This is a genomic window from Marinomonas posidonica IVIA-Po-181 (assembly GCF_000214215.1).
GTDB lineage: Bacteria > Pseudomonadota > Gammaproteobacteria > Pseudomonadales > Marinomonadaceae > Marinomonas > Marinomonas posidonica.
This window is the reverse complement of the sequence record NC_015559.1, coordinates 1475532-1495258: the sequence shown is the minus strand read 5'-3', so window position 1 is coordinate 1495258 and position 19727 is coordinate 1475532. Positions and strand designations below refer to the sequence as shown.

Sequence of the window (19727 nt, the reverse complement as noted above, 5' to 3'; positions counted from 1 at the left end):
AGAGAAACACCCAATATGACTTTGAATACACAAGACACTCAATGGCTGCGTCAAAGTTTTGCGCTAGCAGAAGAGGCGAAACAACAAGGCATTCACCCTTTCGCGGCATTATTAGTTGATGACCAAGGCAAGGTTTTGATGTCACAGGTAAATGGCTATTTGCCTGACTTTGACATGACGGGGCACGCCGAGCGCAAACTGATGACACGCGCCAGCAAGGCATATCGACCAGACTTTCTGGCCAAATGCACCATGTACGTGTCCGCAGAACCTTGTGCCATGTGTGCTGGCGCTTCATATTGGGCAGGATTAGGGCGTTTAGTCTATGGACTCAGTGAAGCCAGTCTAAAAGCCATTACGGGGAACCACCCTGAAAACCCTACCCTCGACTTACCTTGTCGAGCCGTGTTTGACTCAGGCCAACGCAAAGTCGAAGTCATCGGTCCCTGTTTGGAAAAAGAGGCCGCAAAATTGCATGAGGATTTTTGGTAACACCAACACACTGTAAAATTAGGAGTAGAAGCTGTCAGGCGATTCACCCGAATCTCGCCAGGTCATTGCTCCATTTCCCAAAAGCACTATTAGGAGATGTTATGACCGCTTCATACACACTAGAAGAACTCAACCGAGAAACCACCTTTGGCGCTGCAGGCCAAGAAGTCGACGACAGAGAAATTCGTATCATTGATATGAGCCATTTTGAAAGCCGTCGCGAAGAAATACGTGAACAACTCTGGCAAGCAGCCACAGAAACAGGTTTTTTCCAGTTAAGCCAACACGGCATCAGCCAAACCGACATTGAGGCCGCTTTTTCAGAATCAGAGCGTTTTTTCAATTTACCCGATAGCATAAAGGGCCAATACCCTCGACCTAAAGGCATCAATGCTGGCTGGGAAAGCCGCAGTCAAATTCGTCCATCAACTGGCACCAAAGACCAAAAAGAGTCTTATCAAATCACCCAATACCACATGGACAATCTATGGCCGACTGAAGAAGAATTACCCGATTTTCAAGCCAATACCCTAGCCTTTGAAAAACAGTGCTGGGATTTAGGCATGAAGGTTTTATCTTGCTTTGCCGAAAAACTCGGTTTTGATACAGACTTCTTTCGTCAAGCTCATGACCCACACCAGACAGATTATCAAAGCACCTTGCGCTTATTGCATTACTACCCGACCAAAGGCGTCACCGAACAAGGCAATATTTGGCGAGCCGGTGCGCACACAGACTTTGACTGCTTAACCTTACTCTTCCAGCACGAAGGTCACGGTGGCTTGCAAGTCTGCCCAGGAGAAGAGGCAGAAAGCCAACGCTGGACCAACATTCCGCCTCGCGGCGATGTCATCACCTGTAACATTGGCGACATGCTAATGCGCTGGAGTGATGACCAACTCAAATCCAACCTACACCGCGTACGCCAACCAAGAATCGATGAATACTGTGGCAGCCGACACTCTATTGCTTTCTTTTGTCAGGCGAATAAATCACAAATAATCCAAGGCCCGAATAAGCGCTACCATGCCATTCGGGCTGACGATTTTTTGAATCAACGCATTCAAGCAAACTTTGTAGACAACAAATAAAGCACTAAAGCCAAACCATTTGTCATGATGGTTTGGCTTTTTAGCTCCACTATCTGGATGATCATTCAAATATTTTTTATCAGTTGAGCGACATCATCTGCTTGAAAATAATATTTTTTGATAAGTTAGGAAAATTAACCCTTTAGGGCAAAATTCAACCTAGAAAAGCGGGTTTAAAATGTTATTAAAACATTCTGAAAACGCGTTGAGGTGGACGATTTTTGAATGCTAAAACAGAAAAGAACGAATGGATTGTCTGGACTTCAACCTAGGAAGCGCTGCCTATATTGGTAGGAAAGCGGTTTGACTTTTAAACCGATATTTCGGATATAAACACTAACAAGTCTTGGGAATTTATCTATAATCAATGTCGCAGGAGGCTGTATTTATAAACCTATTTTCAAGTTGAGATAATATGAACAAAACCATCATTATCTATTTCTTTATTCTGTTAGTGGGTATTATTTTAGCCTTATTCTTACCCCGTCAGATCGCCAGCAAACACACAGATCATGCTGCGTATACCGTAGACAGTGAGTCTTTGATCACACCTTATTTACTAAGCGATATGCAACTACCCTCCTCGAATAAAGAGGCGGAATACACTCTACGAGTGGGCTTATTTCGTAAGCTTGGACAAGCAACAGATAAAGTAGAAACCTTCCAATCCGACGCCCCTATTCACATAATTAAAGCCAAAGACAATCAAAAAGAATGGTTCTTTATACTGGTTGGTCGTTATTCAAGCGAGTTCGAGGCAGAACAAGCGAAACAAGAATTACAAGATGAGGGTGTGTCTTCAACTGTCAGTGTGTGGCCCGCCACAGCAAACAATGGTTAAGAGTCTAATGCGCGCTGCCCACACTTATGACAGCGCATCAGTCTCTTTACATTCTATGCTGATGTGTTTTAGGCACTACCGAAAAATCTATGGCTCCATCTTCTGCACAAGCAAAACAGACTTCTTGCCCATTCACCAAAACGGCACAACCTAAGCCTTTGGTATGTCCCGGAGAAGGATCAGCAAAACCAGCAATTAAAAAAACATACCCAAGTGACAAATAGCCATGACAACAACCTGCGGAGCGACGCAACATAATGCTCCCTGACCAAAGCCACTCGTCGTCACTATTGAACGACTTTGGTTAGGGGTCATCATTGCCTGAAGCACTCAATAATATGGACTGAAGCACTCTTACCTTAGGCTAAAGCGCTCATAAACAAATCCAAACACCATGAGAGAGTCATCCCCCTATGGCAATAGAGGATTAATGTTTGTACCGCCATCAATATTGTATTCTGAGCCAGTAATAAAACTGGCTTCATCCGAAGCAAGAAACGCCACCAGATTGGCGATGTCCTCGGCCTCGCCGAAACGTTTTAATGGGATTCGGTTTTGCATCCTTGTAGACAATTCATTTAACACCTCATTAGACATGCCTAATTTGCCGAATATGGGAGTATTCACTGGCCCCGGATTCACCGAATTGATGCGTATTCTGCGAGGAGCCAATTCAGTTGCCGCTGTACGGGTAACCGCATTCATGGCTGCTTTACTGGCCGCATACACTGCCGTATTGGGCATACCTGTGTACGCATTAATGGACGATAGCTGTATGACGGAAGCCCCGTCATTTAACAAAGGAAGTAACTTCTGTAAGGTAAAAAACGCCCCCTTGAAATTAATATTCATCATCTTATCAAAAATAGCTTCTTCTGTTTGCTCTACAGGCGCAAACACCGTAATGCCTGCGTTTATAAATAAAATATCAAGTTTACCCAACAGGACTTCTGCCTGAACAGCCAGCCGATTCAAGTCGTCCATTTTCGCCTGATCCGCTAGAATCGACTGCACGCCCAACTCTGAGGAAGCTTTATCCAAGGCTTCTGCATCGCGTCCTGTTATTACAACTTGCGCCCCTAACGCCTGAAATTTTTGCGCGGTGGCAAAACCGATACCACTGTTACCACCCGTAATTAAAGCCGTCTTACCTTCTAAACTGATCACATTACACCTCCGATATAGAGTAACCCTACTCATAATTTACTGTCTTAAGAATTAACTGTACCGATCGGTACAGTTTTAATTCTGTACCGATTGGTATATAGTGTCAAGTATTCAATATGAAGATTGAGAATGAATTATGGCTTCAGGTCGTCAACGCACATTCAATAAAGAGCAAGCCCTTAGTCACGCCATGAAAGTGTTTTGGCTAAAGGGATTTGCTGGCGCCTCATTAAGTGATCTTGTGGAAGCAATGGGCATTAATAAACCCAGTCTTTACGCGGCATTTGGTAACAAAGAAAGCTTGTTTATAAGCACTTTGGAGTATTATGTGGAGACAGTGGGCGCATCACATTTTGACAATCTGATATCACCCAATGAGAGCGTACCGAATAAAATAGGCGCGTATTTAGAATCCATCAGCAAAGCGGTACTGAACTCAGCACTACCGGGTGGATGTTTCGTTGTAAACAGCACCTGTGAATCGGGTAGCGATTGCTTGACAGCCGAAACCAAACAAGCGGTGGAAAAAATCAATAGCGACTCTAAAAACGCCTTTATCGACTTTTTTGAAAAGGAAAAACGTAAAGGAAATATCACCTCAACGTCATCACCGGAAGCCTTAGCGGATTACCTAATGGCCACACAATTTGGCATAGCCGTACTGGCGCGAAACAAAGCCACCCCTCAGCAACTGCAACATGTCATTGAAAATGCGGTTGCGGCGTTTCAATAAAGGTAAGCCAGCGCAACGAAAAAGAGACATACACGCCACCGCTATTGTAACGCTTAGTATGAGATTATTTAGCAAACAGTTGGTCTATGTCTTTGAAGGCTTTGAACTCCAGAGCGTTACCACAAGGATCAAGCAAAAACATCGTCGCTTGCTCGCCCACTTGGCCTTTGAACCTTACATAAGGCTCAATCACAAAATGAGTACCAATTGAATTTAGTCGTTCAGCTAATGTTTCCCACTGATCCCACGTCAGTACCACACCAAAATGCGGCACAGGCACATCATGCCCATCCACCGGATTCGTCGTTGCATTTTCTTGCGATGGCGTTTTGGGGTGATGATGAATCACCAATTGATGTCCAAAGAAATTAAAGTCCACCCAATGTTCTGCGGAACGCCCCTCTTCCAAGCCAAAAACATCACGGTAAAATGCTCTCGCCAACGGCACATCGTATACGGGAATCGCTAGATGGAATGGTTGTAAACTCATGAAAACGCTCCTGATTTATTCTCTAAATAATGACTAATGACTAACGCAATCTTTTTCTAATCATGACTTATCATAATATGCCGCAAGACTGAGTAGTTCTCCAACGACGACATCGACAAGTCATTGCCATACCCAGAGCGTTTAAGGCCGCCGTGGGGCATTTCACTGGGTAATAAAAAATGATTATTAATCCAAGTACAGCCGTATTCTAACTGTGACGCAAGACGCATAGCGCGTTTGATATTGCCCGACCAAACCGATGAGGCCAAGCCATATTCCGATTGATTCGCCCACGCCAGTGCCTGCTCTTCATTATCACAGCAGGTCACCGACACCACGGGGCCAAATACTTCCCGTTGTACAATTTCATCACTTACCTTAACGCCAGCAATCAAGGTGGGTTGATAAAAATAGCCTGCCACATCAGGGATCGCGCCCCCCGTGACAATTTTAGCATGAGGCAATTCGTCGGCCCGCTCGACAAAACTGGCCACACTGTTGCGTTGTCGTTCGGTAATCAAAGGGCCTAAATCGTTTTTCGCATCGTCTGGGTCATTAAACGTCAAGCGGGACACACTTGCCTGTAGCTCTGCCACCAACTTTTCATAGATGCCCTTTTCAGCATAAACATGACAGGCCGCGGTGCAGTCTTGTCCAGCATTGTAATAACCATACTCGGTTACCCCTTGCACGACCTTCGCTAAATCCGCGTCGTCCAATACAATCACTGGCGCCTTGCCCCCCAACTCCAAATGCGTCCTTTTGACCGTTCGATAAGCCGCTTGCAACACTTTTTGCCCTGTTGAAATGTCCCCCGTCAAACTCACCATCCTAATCCCCGGATGCTTAATCAAACCGTTACCAACACTTTCGCCCCGTCCAAAAACAATGTTTACCACACCGGGAGGCAAAATATCACTTACCCACTGAGCAAATGCCAAGGTCGTCAAAGGTGCTTGCTCAGATGGTTTAAACACTAGGGTGTTACCCGCTGCCAAGGCAGGTGCAAGTTTCCACGCCAACATCATTAAGGGGTAATTCCACGGGGCGATCGCCGCCACAACGCCAACAGGGTCCATCCGAGTCATACTGGTATTACCGGGAAAATACTCCCCCGCAGCGGTACTGGGACGACAGCGTACCGCCCCCGCAAAATAACGAAACACATCAACCGCCGCAGAAATTTCATCTCGCTCAACCAGATGCCGTGGCTTACCACAATTCAAGGCTTCTAAATCCGCCAAATAACCGGCATTTTTTGCGATCGTATCGGCGAGTCGTAACAAATACCCAGACCGCTCCGCCGGCGTCGTCTTCGACCAATGCTTAGCGGCCATCTCAGCCGCCTTCACACTGTCGTCTATTTGTTTGTTCGAGGCTTCTGCAATGCGCACAATATGCTCAGCATTGGCTGGGTTGATCACAGTTTCTAAGTGCCCTTCTCCTGCCACCAACTCACCATTAATAAGCATCTGAGTGGTCAAATGTAAGGCTGCGGAAGAAGTCGATTTAGGCGAGCTAGATGCATCTGTCATAGTATTCACCAAGCAGGTTAAGCAGAAAATGTGGGCTGAGAAATAGACTCTCTCGCCACCTCAATAAAATGGTTGATAAGCTCATTTCTAACACCGCCTCGGCGCCATAAGAGCCCAATATCCAAGGTATTCGAGACATCAAGTATTTGTTTCGCTTCCACCCGATCGCCCTCAACAGACCAAGGACGATAAGCCATCTCCGGCATCACGGCCACTCCCATGCCAGCCGACACAAAGCTCCGCACGGCTTCCACTGAGCTGCTTTTCATAGCAATATTGGGCAGGCCATTTTGCGCCTCCCAGATCGTACGAATGCGCCGCTCCATTTCATCCGTTGACAACAATATCTGCGGCTCTTCAAGCACACTTTTCATGTTCAACGATTCTTCTTTCAGCAACGCATGCTCTGGTGGCAGCCAGATATGGTAACGAGAATAGGTCAACACCTCTGTATTAAAAGCGAAATGGTTGTCCAGATCAGACAACATCAGCACCGCCACATCCAGCTCACCGCCAATAATAAGGTGCTCGATGTATTCGCGTTCGTCTTCCACCACACGCACTGAAATATTGTGATAAACACGTTTAAAACGCGCCACTAAATCCGCCAGATAATAGCCAGCTACCATGCTGGTGACGCCCACGTTCAGTACGCCAGCGATATCATCAGTACTTTGTTGCAAGCTCCGCTTGGCATTCTCAACCGAGCCCATAATCAGATACGCCTGCCGCAAAAACTGATGCCCCAAATGAGTCAGTTCCATGCCTTTGGCGTGGCGCTCAAATAACCCCACCCCGAGCTCTTCTTCCAATTGCTTAATGGCCGTCGTGAGCGTGGACTGAGAAATATACACCGCACTGGCCGCCGCCGAGACCGACCCGGTTTCCGCAATCGCAATAAAATAACGAATTTGCCTAAGCGACATCATGCTGATATTCCCCTTACCTTCTAATCAGTCTATGGCTGTAAATGAGGTTATAAAAATTTGAAAACACACGTTTTTTCCTTTTTAACGTCACACTATTAACAGATATATCACAAAAGAGTTCGATCAGTTATCGCTTTTATCGATAGCTAAGTTCTTTATTTTGTATTTGCTATGACTTTTTAAGGATGGATATTCTGATAAGCACAAAGTGAGCAAAATTCGCACACTTTATTCATTTACTTGACCATGCCTCTGAGCATGCATTTAAACCTTTGAATTCACTTTGACGACGAATCAAGCTCCAAAAGCAACACTCACTAGTGCTTGATTTAAACGAACGCTGACAAAAACGAACTATGAAGGACTGCCCATGATTGCTTCACGCTTTAACGCTAAAACCGCCCTGCTCAGTCTCCTCTCATGTGGGATAGGCTTATCAGCTAACGTCTTCGCTGCCTCCGGCGAAGGCGAAGTCAACATTATTGCCTGGCCAGGATATATTGAACGCGGCCAGACAGACCCCGCCTACGATTGGGTCACCCAGTTTGAACAAAACACAGGGTGTTCCGTCAATGTGAAAACCGCCTCAACCTCAGATGAAATGGTCAGCCTCATGGCCAAAGGCGGTTACGACCTAGTGACCGCATCAGGGGACTCATCACTCAGGCTCATCTATGGCAAACGCGTTCAACCGATCGACATCAACAAAATCAACGCTTGGGACACCTTAGACCCGCGCTTAAAAAATGCCTCTTGGTTTACCGTCAATGGTCAACATTACGGTGTTCCCTTCCAATGGGGTCCCAACCTTCTTATGTACAACACTCAGGTTTTCAAATCCGCTCCCACCAGTTGGAAGGTGGTCTTTGAACCCATGACTCTACCAGATGGCAAGTCCAATCAAGGACGAGTTCAAGCTTACGACGGTCCGATTTACATCGCCGATGCCGCGCTATACTTAAAAGCCACGCGCCCAGAACTGAACATCAAAGACCCTTATGAACTGAACGAAACCCAATACGCCGCCGTGCTTGATCTACTGCGTCAACAACACAGCTTGATCCACCGCTATTGGCATGACTACAACGTACAAATGAGTGACTTCAAAAACGAAGGCGTTGCAGCTTCCAGCGCTTGGCCATTCCAAGCCAATGCATTAATTGCCTCAGGCGAACCCATTGCCACCACAGTACCGAAAGAAGGCGTCACTGGCTGGGCCGACACCACCATGCTGGCCACCGACACCAAACACCCAATATGTGCCTACCAATGGCTAAACTGGTCGATCACACCAAAATTACAAGGCGATTTGGCTGCTTGGTTTGGCTCCGTTCCGGCGGTTCCACAAGCCTGTGACAACAACCCATTACTGGGTGCCAAAGGTTGCCAGACAAACGGCTACAACGACTTCAATAAAGTCGCCTTCTGGAAAACCCCAAGATCCAAATGCGATGCCGAAGGCACATGTGTTTCTTACAGTCGTTGGACTAAAGATTACATTGCCATCATGGGCGGGCGCTAGCTCAGAAGGTGAATGGTCTATTGTGTGACAAAAAGACCATTCACCTCGCTTACCTGAAGCTCTCAAACCTGAGCTTCTTAGACGCGAGAGACGCAAGCCATCATTACTTAGCAACAAATAGCTAGCAACAAATAGCTAGCAACAAATAGCTAGCAACAAATAGCTAGCAACAAATAGCTAGCAACAAATAGCTAGTTACAAATAGCTAGTTACAAATAGCTAGTAACAAATAGCTAGTTACAAATACTTAGCAACAACTACCTAACAATAATGACTAAACAATAATAGGAATTTTATGAGTACGTCGGTCGAACTTTCGAACGTAACCCGCCAATTCGGTGAAGTGATTGCCGTCAATGACGTTTCGATCCACATTCAAGAAGGTGAATTCTTTTCCATGTTGGGCCCTTCCGGCTCGGGAAAAACCACCTGCCTGCGGCTCATTGCAGGATTTGAGCAAGCCAATCAAGGTCGCATCCTGATTCACGGACAAGAAGCCGCGCATCTGCCGCCTTATCAACGCGATGTTAATACCGTCTTTCAGGATTACGCCTTGTTCCCCCACATGACCATTGAAGAGAATGTCGCCTACGGCTTAATGGTCAAAGGCGTACCGAAACCAGAACGCAAAGCCCGAACGCAAGAAGCCCTCGACATGGTGTCCCTATCATCCTACGGAAAGCGCACGCCCGCCCAACTATCAGGCGGACAACGGCAACGTGTCGCTCTGGCCAGAGCCTTAGTCAATCGCCCACGAGTGCTGTTGCTTGATGAACCACTGGGGGCCCTTGACCAACAATTACGAGAACAAATGCAAACCGAATTGAAAAGCCTGCAACGGCAACTCGGCATTACCTTTATTTTCGTCACCCACGACCAAAACGAAGCCTTGTCGATGTCTGACCGAGTCGCGGTATTCAATCGGGGAAAAATCGAACAAGTGGACACCGCAAAAGCGCTGTACAATGCGCCCAAAACCCGTTTTGTCGCCGAGTTTGTTGGCTCCACCAACATTATTGCTGAGCAACTTGCCCTGCGTTTAACGGAGAGTGCGCGCACTTTTTCCATCCGTCCAGAGCATATCCAGCTTGATCCGGTCCAGATCAATCCAAGCACGACCAGTCATCCAGATAAGCTCAGTGTCCAAGGCACCATTAGCGAGATTCTTTACCATGGTGCCAGCACTCGCTTTAACGTCACACTGGACACTGGAGAACAGCTAAGCGCTCAGCACACCAATACCCTGTCAGACCGTCCATTAAACCTAGGTACAAGGGTGTCATTAAGCTGGCTCCCTTCTGCCATGGTACAACTTGATGGAGCCAAGTCATGATCTTGTCGAGCACGCATCCCACACGCCTGCGTAACCAGTTACAGCGAATGTTAAGGTCGACCGCAGACACCTTGCATCTTCATCCAAACCTCTTTTTAGGCTGCCTGCTCATCGCGCCCGTCTTGTGGTTTAGCATCATATACATTGCGCCATTGCTTAACCTGCTTTGGCAAAGCCTGTATACCTTCGATGACTTCACCATGACAGTGGTGCCGGATCTGACCCTAGATAATTTCTGGCAACTTTTTGAGCCCGCCAACTACGACATCATAGTCCGTACCGTCAGCATGGCCATCTGCGTCTCCGTGTTTAGCGCCATCTTCGCCTTCCCCATCGCCTATTATATGGCTCGCTATGCCAAAGGCAGAACCAAAGCTTTTTTCTACCTTGCCGTAATGTTGCCAATGTGGACCAGTTACATAGTAAAGGCTTATGCGTGGACGCTCATATTGAGCAACGATGGGGTGTTGCAATGGCTCATCCATTTGCTGCATTTAAGTGAGGTATTGGACTATTTACTCAGCCTATCCATCATCGGCGGCAACACCCTATCCACCTCTTACCTTGGGCGCTTTATGGTGTTTTCCTATATTTGGCTACCCTTTATGATCTTGCCCATTCAAGCCTCATTAGAGCGCTTACCAAGCTCACTGCTAAATGCCTCAGCCGACCTAGGCGCAACGCCATTGAAAACCTTCTGGCATGTGATACTGCCACTGACCGTACCAGGCATCGCGGCGGGCTCCATTTTTACCTTTTGCCTTACCCTTGGCGATTACATCATTCCACAACTGGTCGGACCGCCGGGGCTATACATTGGTAACATGGTGTACATTCAGCAAGGCTCTATTGGCAATATGCCGATGGCGGCAACCTTTACTCTGGTGCCCATCCTATTGATTGCCATTTACCTTCGTCTCGCAAAACGCTTAGGAGCCTTCGATGCACTTTAATCACACTGCCCCAAAATGGTTAAGCGCAACCGCCTATTGTGGGCTGTTCTTACTGCATTTTCCGATACTTATTATTGTGGTGTACGCCTTTAATACCGAACAATCGGCGTTTAGTTTTCCCCCGCAAGGCTTTACCCTGCATTGGTTTGCTGCCGCCGCGCAGCGCGCCGATATTTTTCAGGCGCTAGGCTTATCTCTGCAAGTCGCCGCCCTCGCAACACTCATTTCTCTGGTGTTGGGCACCTTGGCGGCAGCGGCTATGTATCGCCGCCAGTTCCTTGGCAAAAGCACCTTAACCTTAATCTTTATTATTCCGATCGCCTTGCCAGGAATCGTTACCGGCATTGCTTTGCTCAGCACCTTTAAAACCCTCGATATTGAACCAGGGCTGCTCACCATCGTTATCGGTCACGCCACGTTTTGTGTGGTATTGGTGTACAACAATGTGGTAGCCCGTTTACGAAGAACTTCCTATAGCCAAATTGAAGCCTCGATGGATTTAGGCGCCGACGGCTGGCAGACCTTTCGCTACATAGTACTGCCCAACCTGAGTTCTGCTCTACTCGCGGGAGGAATGCTGGCTTTTGCCCTGTCCTTTGATGAACTCATTGTGACCACCTTTACCGCCGGTCATGACAACACTCTGCCCCTGTGGCTGCTCAACCAATTGACCCGTCCTCGCGACGTGCCCATTACCAATGTGGTCGCCCTGTTCGTCATGCTGATGACTATGATTCCTGTCTTGCTTGCCTATAGAATGACAAAACAAGGGGAAGCCGTAGAAGGGAGTCAGAAATGAGCACTACGACATGTTCAAACGACCTTGTCGACCAAACAAGCCAAACCACATATCCAAAGCACATAGTCAAAGCACAGTGGCTCTAAACAACACTCTTGAACTACGCCAACCAAGGAAACTAACATGCAAAATACACTATTAATAAATGGTCAGCTCGTTTTAGGAAAAGGACAACCTATCGACATCCACAACCCAACCACTGGGCAAGTGCTGACCAGCATTGCCGAAGCCACACCAGATCAGGTTAACGAAGCCATTGAGGCCGCTGAAAACGCTTTCCGGACATGGTCGCTAACCACCCCGAAAGACCGCGCGCAATACCTATTAAAACTGGCCGATGCCATAGAAGACGAAGGTGAAGCCCTCGCCCGACTCGAATGCGACAACACAGGCAAGCCATATCTCGCCATGTTAGACGACGAAATCCCCGCCATTGCCGATACGTTTCGCTACTTTGCCGGCGCCTGTCGCTGCTTAACCGGTTCCGCGTCCGCAGAATATATGGCGGGTTATACCTCAATGATACGCCGTGACCCGATTGGCGTAACCGCCTCCATTACACCTTGGAACTACCCCCTAATGATGCTCGCCTGGAAACTGGCGCCCGCTTTGGCCGCTGGCAATACCGCAGTACTGAAGCCCTCTGAAATTACTCCCTTAACCACCCTAAAACTCACTCATATCCTGAACAAAATCTTCCCTGCTGGCGTCGTCAACATCGTCTTCGGACTTGGCCAATCGGTCGGCGCAACCCTAAGCAACAGCGACAAAGTCAGAATGATTTCCTTAACAGGCTCCATCGCCACGGGACAAAAAATTGCCCAATCCAGTACCGACAACATGAAGCGCTTACACATGGAACTGGGCGGAAAAGCCCCTGTATTGGTGTTTGAAGACGCCGATATGGACGAAGTGATTGACGGCATACGCGCCTTTGGCTTCTACAATGCCGGACAAGATTGCACCGCGGCTTGTCGGATTTATGTGCAAAAAAACCGCTACGACGAACTGGTTAGCCGCATTACTCAAGCGGTCTCCTCCATCAAGGTCGGCACCCCCTATCAAGAAGACAGCGAAATGGGACCACTCATCAGCCAACAACATTTTCAGAAAGTATGCGACATGGTGGATCGCGCAAGAGCACTTGACCACATAGAGATCACCACTGGCGGACACCCGATACCGGGAGACGGCTATTTTTACGCACCAACCGTCATAGCCCATGCCAAACAGGATGATGAAATCGTCCAAGAAGAAGTGTTTGGGCCTGTCATTTCCATCACCGCATTCGACACAGAAGAGCAAGCCCTCCAGTTCGCCAATGACTCAAAATACGGTCTGGCTTCTTCCGTGTGGACTCAGGACACAGGCCGTTCTGCTCGTTTGGCCGCTCGCTTACAATACGGCTGTACTTGGATCAACACCCATATGTTACTCGCCACCGAAATGCCCCATGGTGGAATGAAACTCTCAGGTTACGGAAAAGACATGTCTATGTATGGACTGGAAGACTACACAGTGGTGCGACACATTATGACGAAGCATTAAGGATACCAACAGACCCTTAGCGTCTATCGGCACACTCTACTGTTCACCCATGCTCCCTAAAAACTCTATAAGCTATTTAAAAAAACAGTTTATAGAGTTTTTATCCTTATTAACTTGGCAGGGTACACACATCCTCAAAGTAGAATTGTTTACTGAGCAGTATGCGGCTTCTCTGCTCAAGAAAAAGCGCTAAATACACTCTGCGAGTGGGCTTATATCTCGTGACCTTGAAGCAGCGACAGATAAATCAAAAGGAATGGTTCTTTATCCTGATTGGTCGTTATCCAAGCGAGTTCGAGGCAGAACAAGCGAAACAAGAATGACAAGATGAGGGTGTGTCTTCAACGCTAAGTCTATGGCCTAAACCGTCAAAATAAGCCTAAAAATCCTAACCCCCTGCAAACATTCTGATCATAGATCATCATCAAGTTGACCAGTATCCCGTCACCATTTTGTCGATCAAAAAGCGTTTTTAATGAGTCACTTAAAAGAAATTTATGGGGAAATCCGTGACTAAAAAGCGTCATCATTTGAGATATTGTTCAAGCTGAGTATGCGGTTAACATCTGTAAGTGGCTCAGGCATCCAACAAGTTTAAAGAAATTCGCCAAGTTGCCGCAGATGACATACAAGAAACAATTCGGCTCACTGGGAATTGTTTCTTGTATAAAGGTTTTGCATTGATCCTGCCACAACAATCAGTTACATTATTTTACAAACCATTTACCTTACCGAAAATGGCTTACCAAGCTACCTGTAAACTAATCTGAAATATTGAAAGGAACTCGTCGTGACTAAATTACATAAGTCTTTTGCCTTCGCACTGACCTTTGCTTTAGCTGGGTTGGCGACATCTGCTAACGCAGTAGAAAATAGAAAAACCATCTGTGTGCATGATCACCAAACACGGGTCATTGAAGTCGTTTACCCAGAAGGTAATCGTCTTCCTTGTGAAGTCCAATATACAAAATCCGAAGGCACAAAAACACTTTGGAGCGCGAAAAACAAAGCAGGCTACTGTGAAAACAAAGCCGCTGAATTTGTTGGTAAACAAACCGCTTGGGGTTGGTCTTGTGATCTAGCTGAAAATTCGGACATGAAAGAAGAAGCGACGGCTCAATAAAAACCGCGCTATTCATCCCTTCCATTCAAAATGGCCACTTACTGAAACATAAGAAAGTGGCCATTTTTCAATCTTGCTCTCATCGCAGCTTAAAACTCCGCCAACCGAAACTCTGCTATTTTATGCACTTCCCGCATGGCTCGATCAAACTCGGTTTGCCAATCATTTGGGTTTCTTTCGATAAATCCAGCCAAAATTTGTGCTTTCGTCGCTCCTTTTACCGCCATAATAAAGGGAAAGCCAAATTTGCTGTGGTATTCATCATTCAATTGTAAAAAGTGGGCTAACTCATCTTCACTACATTGGTCTAATCCTGCTCCGGCTTGTTCAGATTTAGACGCGTCTGTCAGCTCTCCAGAAAGAGCCGCTTTACCGGCTAAATCAGGATGCGCTCTGAGCAAAATAAGTTTCTCTTCCTCTGTACTGGCATCCACAATGTCTCGCATTGCCTGCTGAACTTTCAATATGTCATCATAAGAACTCGCTGGGTGCCGCAATTTAAGTCGCCAAAGCTGCTCTGCAACCCAAGGTGAATGCTCATAAACACTACCAAGTAGTGTTACGAATTCTGCTTCATCTGTAGTGGTTAATACCACTTCTTGCTTAGACATGTCATTTCTCCAACAACCCCGTATGTTAAAAAAACACGATAGGCGCGACCTTAAAAAACCATAAAACATATGGCACAGTTATTGACTACTATGAAACAATGCTTTCATCATCATTTCAACTAACGAACGCTTGAACTGCAAAAAATGGGCTAACTTTAGCTATTGAAATTTATTAAGGATATGAAATGGGCTATCTCACAACACACATTCTAGACACCACAAAAGGCATTGCGGCAGCAGGCGTTAAAATACAACTGTTTCGACATGACAGTAGTGGCCAAAAGAATCTCATTCATTCTACGACCTCTAACGACGATGGTCGCTGTGATACACCACTTCTAGACAAGCAAGACTTTGTGTCCGGTGTTTATGAACTGGAATTTGCCATAGAAGAGTATTTCTTACAGCAAGGTGTTCCATTGCCTAGCCCCAGTTTTTTAAATGTCGTTAATATTCGTTTTGGCATTAGTGATGAGTCTTCGCACTACCATATTCCATTGCTGGTTTCGCCTTATTCATACAGTACCTATCGTGGTAGCTAATGCCATTTGTCAGACCTTATGGTGCACCAAAAAAAAGCAAACGCACTAAGTTAAATCACGTTATGTCCCCTTCCACATAAAATGGCTCGCTCTTGCGAGTCATTTTTTTGTCCAACTGTTCAACAAATGCTTCCTCTTAAGCCTAATAAAACAAAGGTTTCATAAATTATTTTTTAGGATCATTTGTTTCGTGGCACATTTATTGCGACTGAAGATTGAAATTAGTGATTCTAATTAGGCAAACAATCAACGTCTGTATTTAGCAATGAGGTAATAACCAGATGAAAGCATTGATCATTGGCGCTGGTATCGGTGGTATGTCCGCTGCAGCGGCTCTTAAACAACAAGGTATTGAATGTGACATCTTTGAAGCCGTAAAAGAAATCAAGCCGGTCGGCGCCGCACTGTCTATTTGGTCGAACGGCGTCAAATGCATGAATCATCTTGGTATGGGCCACATCATGGATCAGCTCGGTGGACCCATGCATTATTTAGCCTACCAAGATGGTCTAACAGGCACAGTCATGACGCAATTTAGCTTAACGCCATTAGTCGAGGCTGTCGGTGAACGCCCTTGCCCAGTATCACGAGCAGATCTTCAGAGCCAAATGATCGATTGGTGGGGAAGAGATACCATTCAATTCGGCAAACGCATCGAAAAAGTAGCGCAAGATGACGCTGGGGTTACAGCTTACTTTACCGATGGAACTCATGCCACTGGGGATTTTATGATTGCCGCTGATGGCACCCATTCCAAAGTGCGCACACACGTTTTAGGCTATGAAACAGAACGCCGCTATGCTGGTTATGTCAATTGGAATGGCTTGGTGAATATTGATGAAGACATTGCCCCAGGCAATCAATGGACCACCTTTGTTGCTGAAGGCAAACGCGTTTCCATCATGCCCATTGCCGAAGGCCGTTTTTACTTTTTCTTCGATGTGCCTCTGCCAAAAGGTCTCGCCGAAGATAGAAGTACAGTCATCAAGGATCTAAGCGACTACTTTAAAGGCTGGGCACAACCAGTACAAACCCTCATCGCAGCCATTGATCCAGAAACAACCAATCGAATTGAAATACACGACATAGAGCCCTTTGATACATTAGTGAAAGACAAAATAGCCCTATTAGGCGATTCTGCTCACAGCACCACACCAGACATTGGTCAAGGTGGCTGTTCCGCTCTAGAGGATGCGGTGGTCTTAGGACAGTGCTTCGCAGAGACCCAAGACATTACCAACGCACTTAAAAACTACGAAGAAAAACGTCGATTCCGAGTTAAAGATTTGGTTCTAAAAGCACGCAAGCGTTGCGATGTCACTCACGGCAAAGACATGCAAGAAACCCAAGCTTGGTACAATGAATTACGTCACGAAACTGGTGACAACATTATTGAAGGTTTGCGTAATACCATCGCTGGAGGCCCACTGGCCTAGCTCAACCCTATAACCTCCCCCAGTATGCTTGCTGGTTTGTTTTCCCGCTCATGGTGACTACTGTGAGTGGGCTTTTTTTATCCAAGCCCTCATCCTATCAATTCGGTCACAAATTTGCCTTCCATCACCCGATTAGTAAATAATGGTTGCCTCATGTTTTTTGAAGGAAGTTGCTCACAAAGCATCCACTCAAAAAGAACACAATAACAATAAATGTTCGACCAGCAGAAAACACCTTTCTGCCAAACAAAGGATGGAAAAATGCCACTCACTGACTTATCACAAGTGAAAACAGTTCGTCTCAATAACGGCCAGATCACAGTCGATGTATTGACTCTTGGTGCCAGTCTCCAAGCCATCTATTTAAAAGATTACCAACACTCTATGGTGCTCGGCTCTAACCAGCTGGCGGATTACTTAGGCCCATGTCGATATTTTGGTGCCATAGTAGGAAGAGTCGCAAACCGAATTGCCAACAGTCAGGCGCAAATTGGGGAGCAGCTTTATCAACTCACCCCCTCCTCACCCAGCCCACACCAGTTACACGGTGGCCCAAATGGTACAGACTGCAAAAACTGGAAAATTATTAAACAGTCCCATGACGCCGTCACACTTCAAGTCATGCTACAAGATGGTGAGATGGGCTTTCCTGGCAAGCTTATCATTAACGTAATTTACCAATTGCTGGAACAAGGTTTGGAAATGAAGATTCAAGCCTCAAGTGATCGGCTCACCCTATGCAATCTGGCAGGCCACAGCTACTTCAACTTAGATGGCCATGGCTCCATTCTAGACCACAAACTCTGCGTCCATGCTGAGCATTATTTACCAGCCGATAAAGATTTAATTCCAACTGGTGAAGTAAGCCCCACTGCAGGTAGCCAATTCGATTTCACCCACTTACGTACCATAGGTCGTGACGATTATACGGAATTGGACACCAATTTCTGCTTGTCTTTAGCCCCAAGGTCCATCCAAAAAGTGGCAACACTGAAAGCCCCCTTGACGGGCATAGAACTCGAACTTCAAACCACCGAACCGGGTTTACAGGTTTACGATGGCCGTCATATCGCCTTACCTAAGAGCAACAGCATTAACCAGGTTGAATTAGCGCCCTATGCTGGTTTGGCACTTGAAGCTCAACATTGGCCAGATGCCGTTCATCATTCCCACTTTCCCCCTATCCTACTAACGGAAGGTGACACCTACGAACAGACTACACGCTACCTATTTAGCTAAAGTCGGCAAAAAACATGACAAAATAAAAAGGGGCCAAACATTGGCCCCTTTTTAGTGTCCGTAAACTAACCTGATTATTGCAGACTTAGGGTAAAGGTCCCTTCTGGTGTAACGGGCAAATATTTCTCGTAAAAATCAAAGTAGGCTTGCTCAGGATTTAGATCAGCAAACAATTCTGGGTACATAGCCTTTGCATAAAAAGCAATCATCGCGCTGTCCATGATGGTACGACAGGCTCCATGATAAGCGCCAAACATACGGTTATTTTTCACCGCAGACAGACTTGCCCAACCCGTACGTTGCTTAAAGCCCTCAAGGCGTTTCAAGGCGTCGGCTTTATCAACCCCTTGTCCCATAATCATAGCGTCCGGTGAATTCGCGGTTTCATAACCCGTCATAACAATAACATCAGGGTTTGAAGCAATCACTTGCTCTGGGTTCAATTTCCCCCACCACTCAACGAAAGGCGCTGAAATATTATCGCCTCCGGCAATCGTAGAAATCGCCCCCCACATATTTTTCCCAAAAGTGTAGCTCAATTCACTTGGTCCCATAGACCCAAACTCTGTGTACACTTTAGGCTTTGGCAAGTTCGCTTCCGTAAGACGCTGACTAATACCCTCAACTCGATCTTGATATTCTTTGGCAATCTTCGCGGCACGTGCTTCTTGACCCGTTACCACACCAATAAGCTCGGTACTTTTCAAATGACGTTGAAGCGTTTGCGCATTGTAATCCACCACTAATACTGGAATACCAGCATCTTGAATTCGCTCTACATCCGTTCCCAAACCTTTAAACTGCCAATCCGCCAGCAGCAATAGATCAGGACGAAGACCAATCACCTTTTCAACTGAAAAGGTTTTCGTGTCAACACGACCAATGCCAGGAATGTCCGCTAAAGACGGGCGATGTTTAACATACATATCCCAATTAGCAGGACGCGCCTGCCAAATGTACTTAGACATACCAACCACCTTGTCATAGGCGGCTTCAGTACCAATGGCCATGTAATCTTCAGGGTAAAAACCAACGATGACCCTTTGTGCAGGACTGTTAAAAGTCACATCGCGGTCAAGTACATCTTTTACCGTCACCTGATCAGCCCATGCAAAACTCACCAAGATGGAGAACACAAGTGCTATGAACGATTTAATCATATAAAAACCTTTTACAACTGAATTTTGATTTGAATATGATAATCGTTATTACTTAAATTAAAAATAGCCGTCCCTGAATTACTCAGTTTATTTTTAACTAATTTCATCAATAGACAGCGCCATTGCGCCACCGTTAGCAATAAGCCCATCACAAAAAAGGCCATCCAAATAGGACAGCCTTTG

The 19727-nt window shown here is 46.3% G+C and carries 20 protein-coding genes; 13 read left to right on the top strand and 7 right to left on the bottom strand.

The annotated features are described in order from the left end of the window. Positions 1 to 15: 15 nt before the first annotated feature. The 3 genes from MAR181_RS07015 (at position 16) to MAR181_RS07005 (ending at position 2424) form a co-directional block, all read left to right on the top strand. Positions 16 to 492 (top strand): nucleoside deaminase, encoded by a 477-nt coding sequence (locus MAR181_RS07015; RefSeq protein WP_013795908.1) that lies wholly within the window; start codon positions 16 to 18, stop codon positions 490 to 492. Positions 493 to 593: 101 nt separating this feature from the next. Next, on the top strand, positions 594 to 1583 hold the full coding sequence (locus MAR181_RS07010) for an isopenicillin N synthase family dioxygenase (RefSeq protein WP_013795907.1): 990 nt from the start codon (positions 594 to 596) through the stop codon (positions 1581 to 1583). A 415-nt stretch (positions 1584 to 1998) separates the two neighbouring features. Continuing rightward, positions 1999 to 2424: an SPOR domain-containing protein gene (locus tag MAR181_RS07005; protein ID WP_013795906.1), complete on the top strand. Its 426-nt coding sequence runs from the start codon at positions 1999 to 2001 to the stop codon at positions 2422 to 2424. A gap of 46 nt (positions 2425 to 2470) precedes the next feature. Here the strand turns inward: MAR181_RS07005 and MAR181_RS07000 are convergent, their stop codons facing one another. Then, positions 2471 to 2680 (bottom strand): hypothetical protein, encoded by a 210-nt coding sequence (locus MAR181_RS07000; RefSeq protein WP_013795905.1) that lies wholly within the window; start codon positions 2678 to 2680, stop codon positions 2471 to 2473. A 155-nt stretch (positions 2681 to 2835) separates the two neighbouring features. Next, positions 2836 to 3591 (bottom strand): glucose 1-dehydrogenase, encoded by a 756-nt coding sequence (locus MAR181_RS06995; protein ID WP_013795904.1) that lies wholly within the window; start codon positions 3589 to 3591, stop codon positions 2836 to 2838. Between the two features lie 136 nt (positions 3592 to 3727). On the opposite strand from MAR181_RS06995, the gene MAR181_RS06990 reads away from it, so the two are divergent. Beyond that, positions 3728 to 4324: a TetR/AcrR family transcriptional regulator gene (locus MAR181_RS06990; RefSeq protein ID WP_013795903.1), complete on the top strand. Its 597-nt coding sequence runs from the start codon at positions 3728 to 3730 to the stop codon at positions 4322 to 4324. Between the two features lie 64 nt (positions 4325 to 4388). Here the strand turns inward: MAR181_RS06990 and MAR181_RS06985 are convergent, their stop codons facing one another. Genes MAR181_RS06985 through MAR181_RS06975 form a run of 3 tightly spaced genes read right to left on the bottom strand, consistent with a single transcriptional unit; the run spans position 4389 to position 7278 of the window. After that, complete coding sequence (locus tag MAR181_RS06985; protein WP_013795902.1) at positions 4389 to 4814, bottom strand: VOC family protein; 426 nt, start codon at positions 4812 to 4814, stop codon at positions 4389 to 4391. A 56-nt stretch (positions 4815 to 4870) separates the two neighbouring features. Continuing rightward, a complete protein-coding gene (locus MAR181_RS06980) occupies positions 4871 to 6349 on the bottom strand; it encodes a gamma-aminobutyraldehyde dehydrogenase (RefSeq protein ID WP_013795901.1) in 1479 nt (492 codons plus the stop codon). Between the two features lie 17 nt (positions 6350 to 6366). Next, entirely contained in the window at positions 6367 to 7278 is a 912-nt protein-coding gene (locus tag MAR181_RS06975; protein WP_013795900.1) for a LysR family transcriptional regulator, read from the bottom strand. Between the two features lie 370 nt (positions 7279 to 7648). Between MAR181_RS06975 and MAR181_RS06970 the strand changes: the two genes are divergently transcribed. The 6 genes from MAR181_RS06970 (at position 7649) to MAR181_RS06940 (ending at position 14556) form a co-directional block, all read left to right on the top strand. Next, a complete protein-coding gene (locus MAR181_RS06970; protein WP_013795899.1) occupies positions 7649 to 8800 on the top strand; it encodes an ABC transporter substrate-binding protein in 1152 nt (383 codons plus the stop codon). A gap of 295 nt (positions 8801 to 9095) precedes the next feature. Then, the gene (locus MAR181_RS06965; RefSeq protein WP_013795898.1) at positions 9096 to 10133 is read left to right on the top strand and encodes an ABC transporter ATP-binding protein; all 1038 of its coding nucleotides are present in this window, start codon (positions 9096 to 9098) and stop codon (positions 10131 to 10133) included. Further along, on the top strand, positions 10130 to 11086 hold the full coding sequence (locus tag MAR181_RS06960; RefSeq protein WP_013795897.1) for an ABC transporter permease: 957 nt from the start codon (positions 10130 to 10132) through the stop codon (positions 11084 to 11086). The genes MAR181_RS06965 and MAR181_RS06960 overlap by 4 nt, the downstream gene beginning before the upstream one ends. Further along, on the top strand, positions 11076 to 11885 hold the full coding sequence (locus MAR181_RS06955) for an ABC transporter permease (RefSeq protein ID WP_013795896.1): 810 nt from the start codon (positions 11076 to 11078) through the stop codon (positions 11883 to 11885). The genes MAR181_RS06960 and MAR181_RS06955 overlap by 11 nt, the downstream gene beginning before the upstream one ends. A gap of 123 nt (positions 11886 to 12008) precedes the next feature. Then, complete coding sequence (locus tag MAR181_RS06950; protein WP_013795895.1) at positions 12009 to 13433, top strand: gamma-aminobutyraldehyde dehydrogenase; 1425 nt, start codon at positions 12009 to 12011, stop codon at positions 13431 to 13433. 790 nt (positions 13434 to 14223) lie between these two features. Next, a complete protein-coding gene (locus tag MAR181_RS06940; protein ID WP_013795894.1) occupies positions 14224 to 14556 on the top strand; it encodes a hypothetical protein in 333 nt (110 codons plus the stop codon). Positions 14557 to 14645: 89 nt separating this feature from the next. Here MAR181_RS06940 and uraD read toward each other — a convergent pair whose 3' ends face one another. After that, positions 14646 to 15167 (bottom strand): 2-oxo-4-hydroxy-4-carboxy-5-ureidoimidazoline decarboxylase, encoded by a 522-nt coding sequence (uraD, locus tag MAR181_RS06935; RefSeq protein WP_013795893.1) that lies wholly within the window; start codon positions 15165 to 15167, stop codon positions 14646 to 14648. Positions 15168 to 15352: 185 nt separating this feature from the next. On the opposite strand from uraD, the gene uraH reads away from it, so the two are divergent. The 3 genes from uraH to MAR181_RS06920 all read left to right on the top strand — a co-directional run bounded on the left by uraH (position 15353) and on the right by MAR181_RS06920 (position 18384). Continuing rightward, positions 15353 to 15709: a hydroxyisourate hydrolase gene (gene uraH, locus MAR181_RS06930; protein ID WP_013795892.1), complete on the top strand. Its 357-nt coding sequence runs from the start codon at positions 15353 to 15355 to the stop codon at positions 15707 to 15709. A gap of 281 nt (positions 15710 to 15990) precedes the next feature. Then, positions 15991 to 17145, top strand: a complete 1155-nt coding sequence (gene hpxO / locus MAR181_RS06925; protein ID WP_013795891.1) for an FAD-dependent urate hydroxylase HpxO — start codon at positions 15991 to 15993, stop codon at positions 17143 to 17145. A gap of 261 nt (positions 17146 to 17406) precedes the next feature. Beyond that, positions 17407 to 18384, top strand: a complete 978-nt coding sequence (locus tag MAR181_RS06920) for an aldose epimerase family protein (protein WP_013795890.1) — start codon at positions 17407 to 17409, stop codon at positions 18382 to 18384. 74 nt (positions 18385 to 18458) lie between these two features. On the opposite strand, the gene MAR181_RS06915 is transcribed toward MAR181_RS06920, so the two are convergent. Further along, positions 18459 to 19544: an ABC transporter substrate-binding protein gene (locus MAR181_RS06915; RefSeq protein ID WP_013795889.1), complete on the bottom strand. Its 1086-nt coding sequence runs from the start codon at positions 19542 to 19544 to the stop codon at positions 18459 to 18461. Between the last annotated feature and the right edge of the window lie 183 nt (positions 19545 to 19727).